We start from the raw sequence: 4576 nt of genomic DNA, 5'->3' as shown, positions 1-4576 counted from the left end.
GGCAGCTCAGCCGCTCAGGGCTTCGTCCAGCAACTCCACCCAGTGCTTGACCGGCGTGGCGGTGCCGCCCTGCAGGTGCGAGATGCACCCAATGTTGGCACTGGCAATCACCTGGGCGCCGGCAGCTTCCAGCGCCTGCACCTTCAAGTCGCGCAACTGCCGCGACATCTCGGGCTGCAGCACGCTGTAGGCGCCGCCCGCCCCGCAGCACTGGTGGCTGTCGCGAACCGCCAGGCGCACGTCAAAGCCCAGTGCGCGCAGGCCGGTTTCGATCGGGCCGGGCTTGGCCGCGCTGCTCAGCTTCAAGCTGTGGCTGAGGCTGCACGGCGGGTGAAAGGTGACCGAGCCCAGCGAACCGATCGGCCGGCGCGCCATGCGCCGCGACAGCATGGGCACCCAATCGGGCAGCAATTGGCCCGGGTCGCGGACCAGGTCGCTGACGCGGCGGGCGCGGTCGGCATACGCCGGGTCGTCGGCCAGCAGCTTGCCGTAGTCGCGCGTCCAGGCCCCGCAGCCCGATGCGTTGACCACGATGGCCTCGATGGGCGTCTGGCCTTCGATCAAAGGCCACCAGGCGTCGATGTTGGCGCGGGCCCGGTCCTTGGCGCCCTCCACATCGCCCAGGTGCCCCTGGATGGCGCCGCAACAACCTGATGCCGGGGCCACCACGGCGCGCACGCCGACGGCGTCCAACACCCGGGCGGTCGAGGCATCGATGTGGGGCCGCAAGGCCGGTTGCACGCAGCCCTTGAGCATCAGCATCTGGCGGGTGTGCAGGCTCTTCTTGGGATCAGGCCAGGCGGCCGGCGGCAACACCGCGCGCTGCGGCACCTGGGCGCGCAGCTTGGCCGGCAGCAAGGGCCGCACGGCCTGGCCCAAGCGCAAGGCCGGCGCGAACCAGCGCGAGGGCATCACCGTGCGCAGGGCCCAACGCATCAGACGCTCCTGGCGCGGGCGCTGCACGCGCTCGTCCACCACGGCCTGGCCCACGGCCAGCAGCTCGTGGTAGGGCACGCCCGAGGGGCAGGTGCTTTCGCAATGGTTGCAGCCGATGCAGCGGTCCAGGTGCGTTTGCGTGGTGCGCGTAGGCGCCTGCCCTTCAAACACCTGCTTCATCAGATAGATGCGGCCACGTGGGCCGTCCAGCTCATTGCCGGTCAGCTTGTAGGTGGGGCAGGTGGCGTTGCAAAAACCGCAGTGCACACATTGGCGCAGCACCGCCTGGGCCTGCTGGCCTTCGGCGGTGGATTCGAACTCAGGAGACAGCTGGGTTTGCATGAAGGCGACCGGTGTTGAACACCCCGTGGGGATCGAAAGACTGCTGCACGCGCTGGTGCAATTGGCGCAGCACGGGCGACAGCGCGGCCGCGTGGACCAAGGGCTGAACTGTTTGGCTGACCAAGGGCTGGGCATGGCCACCGGCGCGCGCGGCGGCCTCGAACACTACCGCAGCCGGTGCCGACGTGCACACCCAACGTTGGGCGCCAAACCATTCGGTCAGTTGCTCGCCGGGCAAGCCCAAAGGCGCGGCGGTGGACGGCACCGACATGCGCCACAAGCTCACGCCCTGGTGCCCGGATTGGCTCACCGCCTGGCGGGCTTTTTGGAAGAACTCATCGCTGTGGTCACGCAGGCCCTGCCAGAAAGGTTCGGCGGAAGGCTGCGCGATCAACTCGCCCTGGCGTTCATGGCACAGGCGCTGCACCGCCGATTCCACCGCCGCACGGGCCCCGCGCAGGCGCAGCACCAGCAGGCCATCCCACCAGGCGGACGCGTCCAAGGGCAAAGGCTGCGCCGCCCACTGGTTGACCTGGGCCAGCGCTTCGGCCTCGGCCATGTCCATGCGGATCGTGGCGGTGGCCACTGGCTGGGGCATCACCTTCAGGGTCACGTCCAGGATCACGCCCAGGGTGCCCATCGAGCCGGCCATCAGGCGCGACAAATCAAAGCCGGCCACGTTCTTCATCACCGAGCCGCCAAAGCGCAGCACCTCGCCGCGGCCATTGAGCACGCCGGTGCCCAACACATGGTCGCGCACCGCACCCCGACTGACGCGCCCCGGACCACTGAAGCCACTGGCCACGACGCCGCCGATGGTCGGGCCCACGCCCTGCGCATCGGGCTGGAAGGCCCAGCGCGGGGGCTCGAAGGCCAGGTACTGGCCACGCTCGGCCAGCACCGCCTCGATCTCGGACAGCGGCGTGCCGGCGCGCGCCTTGATCACCAACTCGCTGGGTTCGTATTGTTCGATGCCTTGCCACGCGCGGGTGTCCAGCAACTCGCCTTTAGATGGGTCGCCCAGGAAGTCCTTGCTGCCATGACCGCGCACGCGCAGCACCGCGCCGCGTTGGGCAGCGTCATTCACCTGGTCCACCAGGGTCGTCAGTTCAATCGGGGCACGGACAGCATCGAGCATGATGGGCACAAGGATAACCGTGACAATGGCCCTGCTCCGCCACTACCATCGTGATCATGAAAGTTGCCGCCCTTCAAATGGTGTCCACCCCGCGAGTGGACGAGAACCTGGCCCAGGCGCAAACCCTGATCGCGCAAGCCGCGCAGGCCGGCGCCGAGCTGGTGGCCCTGCCCGAATACTTCTGTTTGATGGGCCTGCACGATGCCGACAAGTTGGCCATCGCCGAGCCCCTGGCCGATGCCCTGGCCCCAGACCGCACGCGCAGCCCCATCCAGGCGGCCTTGTCGGAAGCGGCCAAGGCGAATGGCGTGTGGGTGATCGGCGGCACCCTGCCCTTGCAAAGCCACGATGCGCAACGTGCGTTCAACAGCGTGCTGGTGTTCAACCCGCAAGGCCAGCGCGTGGCGCGCTACGACAAGATCCACTTGTTCTGTTTTGACAATGGGCAGCGCCGTTATGACGAATCGGCCACCTTGTTGCCGGGCTCAGAGCCGGTGGCTTTCACCGTGACCGACCGGGCCGGTGGCACTTGGCGCGTGGGACTGTCGGTCTGCTACGACCTGCGTTTTCCCGAGCTGTTCAGGGCCTTGACCAAAGACCAGCCCTGCGACCTGCTGGTGCTGCCGGCCGCCTTCACGCACACCACGGGGCAGGCGCATTGGGAGCTGCTGCTGCGCGCCCGCGCGGTCGAGAACCTGTGCCACGTGCTGGCCCCCGCACAAGGCGGTGAGCACGAGAACGGCCGCCGCACCTTTGGGCATTCGATGCTGATCGGGCCGTGGGGCGAGGTGCTGGGCGTGCAGGCCGAAGGCGCGGGCGTGGTGCTGGGCACGCTGGACCGCGCGCACCAGGCCAAGATGCGCCAGCAGTTGCCGGCGCTCACGCACCGGGTGCTGGGTTGACCGCACCCGCTTAGAACGCCTTGCTCACCTGAACGCTCAGCAAAGCGCTGCGGCCAGGCGATGGTTCGTAGTAGCGCTTGTTGCCTTCGTTCACGATCACCGAGGCCACACAGTGCTGGTTGGTCACGTTGTCGATGCGGGCCAGTGTGTTCAAGCGCCAGTCGCCGAAGGCTCGCGTCCAACCGGCACGCAAGGCCCACAGGGTGTAGCCGGATGTCGCTTCATCGTTAACGTCGTTGGCGAAGATGCGGCCGGTGTGGCGCACCTCCACGGCGGCAGTCCATGCCTGGGCAGGGCGCCACAGCAGTTCGGCGAAGGTGGTCTGGCTGGGCACGCCTGGCAGGGCGTTGCCGGGCGGTACTAAAGTGGTGGTCGTGGCCCCCGCGACGGCGGTGCTCTGGAATGGGTCGCGATAGCGCGCCTGCGTCCAGGCTGTCGACGAATACACCGACCAAGTCGGGGCCAAGCGCCACTGCAGCGAAGCCTCGGCGCCAAGTCGACGTGTGCGGCCCACGTTTTGGAAACTCGAACGCCCGCCCTCGTTCCGCTTCACCCCGATCTCGTCATCAGTGTCGGTCTGGAAAACAGCCAGATTGAGCCCGCCCTGCGTCGACAAAGTCTGTTTGAGACCCAGCTCCAGGTGGCGCCCATGGCTGGCTTTCAAGTCCGTGTTCCAACCGGTGGCGGTGCCGGTGTTGGTCTTGTAGGCCACCTCGTTGAGGGTTGGAGTTTCGAAGCTTTCGCCACCAGTGACGTAAAGGTGCGTTCCCGACAACGGCTTCCACAACAGCGACGCCACAGGCGTGGTGGATGAAAACGCCATCCCGCCACTGTCATTGCCATTGCCTGCCACCACATAGTGGTCCTTCGAGTTGAAGGTCACCCGGCTGTTGCGCACACCCGCGCTGGCAACCCACTGGTCGCTCAGGTCCCATTGAGCTTGCAGGTATTGGTCGTTGTTGCGGGCACGGTTGTCTTCGTCGCGTTTGAGTTCACCGCGCACGCCGGTCAGTGTTGATGGCGTGGGCCCGACCGGACCCAGGAAGTTCTCATAGCCTTGGCGGTGCTCGTCCATCTGGTCAAAGTTCACCCCCCCGGTCAGAGAGAACGGCCGTGAGGCCAGTTGCGTGCGCCAGGTCAAGCGGGCATCGATGCCTGCGAATGAACGGTCCAGGTCGATGATGCCGCCAGGGTGGGCCACCCCGTTTTGTCCGGCATTGGCAGGAATGGACTGAAACTGCAGGGCCTGCCGCGTGCC

The 4576-nt window shown here is 67.1% G+C and carries 4 protein-coding genes; 1 reads left to right on the top strand and 3 read right to left on the bottom strand.

Translation table 11 applies throughout. From position 1 onward, the window contains the following. Positions 1 to 6: 6 nt before the first annotated feature. Both glcF and glcE read right to left on the bottom strand, forming a co-directional pair. Positions 7 to 1278: a glycolate oxidase subunit GlcF gene (gene glcF, locus H7225_RS07585; protein WP_290660443.1), complete on the bottom strand. Its 1272-nt coding sequence runs from the start codon at positions 1276 to 1278 to the stop codon at positions 7 to 9. Continuing rightward, positions 1256 to 2416: a glycolate oxidase subunit GlcE gene (gene glcE, locus H7225_RS07580; RefSeq protein ID WP_290660441.1), complete on the bottom strand. Its 1161-nt coding sequence runs from the start codon at positions 2414 to 2416 to the stop codon at positions 1256 to 1258. The genes glcF and glcE overlap by 23 nt, the downstream gene beginning before the upstream one ends. A 56-nt stretch (positions 2417 to 2472) precedes the next feature. Between glcE and H7225_RS07575 the strand changes: the two genes are divergently transcribed. Further along, the gene (locus H7225_RS07575) at positions 2473 to 3318 is read left to right on the top strand and encodes a carbon-nitrogen hydrolase family protein (RefSeq protein WP_290660439.1); all 846 of its coding nucleotides are present in this window, start codon (positions 2473 to 2475) and stop codon (positions 3316 to 3318) included. Positions 3319 to 3328: 10 nt separating this feature from the next. On the opposite strand, the gene H7225_RS07570 is transcribed toward H7225_RS07575, so the two are convergent. Then, positions 3329 to 4576 (bottom strand): TonB-dependent receptor (locus H7225_RS07570; RefSeq protein WP_290660437.1); only part of this gene is annotated, 1248 nt, incomplete at its 5' end.

Source organism: Aquabacterium sp. (genome assembly GCF_014378415.1).
In the GTDB taxonomy this organism is placed as follows: Bacteria; Pseudomonadota; Gammaproteobacteria; order Burkholderiales; family Burkholderiaceae_C; genus Aquabacterium.
Note: the sequence above shows the minus strand (reverse complement) of the source record. Positions and strands in the feature narration are given on the sequence as shown.

Coding starts and splice junctions, on each gene's coding strand:
- glcF (WP_290660443.1), bottom strand. CDS start 1,278: ATGCAAACCCAGCTGTCTCCTGAGTTCGAATCCACCGCCGAAGGCCAG.
- glcE (WP_290660441.1), bottom strand. CDS start 2,416: ATGCTCGATGCTGTCCGTGCCCCGATTGAACTGACGACCCTGGTGGAC.
- H7225_RS07575 (WP_290660439.1), top strand. CDS start 2,473: ATGAAAGTTGCCGCCCTTCAAATGGTGTCCACCCCGCGAGTGGACGAG.